This window comes from Pseudoalteromonas sp. S4741, assembly GCF_005886135.1.
GTDB classification, from domain to species: domain Bacteria; phylum Pseudomonadota; class Gammaproteobacteria; order Enterobacterales; family Alteromonadaceae; genus Pseudoalteromonas; species Pseudoalteromonas tetraodonis.
In genome coordinates, this window is record NZ_PNCN01000318.1 from 1 (window position 1) to 375 (window position 375).

The 375-nt window shown below is 40.3% G+C and carries 1 pseudogene; it reads right to left on the reverse strand.

What is annotated here, in order from left to right:
* Window positions 1-24 precede the first annotated feature (24 nt).
* Window positions 25-375, reverse strand: a pseudogene (locus CWC30_RS18300) (transposase); the annotation flags it as partial.

Consider the following 375-nt stretch of genomic DNA (forward strand, 5'->3'; position numbering starts at 1 on the left):
ATAAAACCAGCCCATTGATCCTTAGCCTCGTTTGGCTGCTCCTGCAAAAACATGGTGGCGAGGAATCCGCATGTTTTGACACACCTTGAGAGAAGTGGAATCGATAAATGCAATGCCTGTTGGTTTATCAAAGCGCTGCTTCAGATAGCTACACAGAGCAGGTAACGTGGCCTGAAGTAACTTCAACATACGTGTATAACTGACTAAATCAGGAAAATAATGTCGCCAATACTGACAAACAAATTTGGTGTAGTAAGTTTTAAAATCGCGATAACCTGATTGATGATAAGCAATTAATATAGTCATCACTTCGCTAGAGGATAGTCGAGATGGCTTAATGCGTTGCTTTTCACCTGATTCTATTAGGTGTTTAAT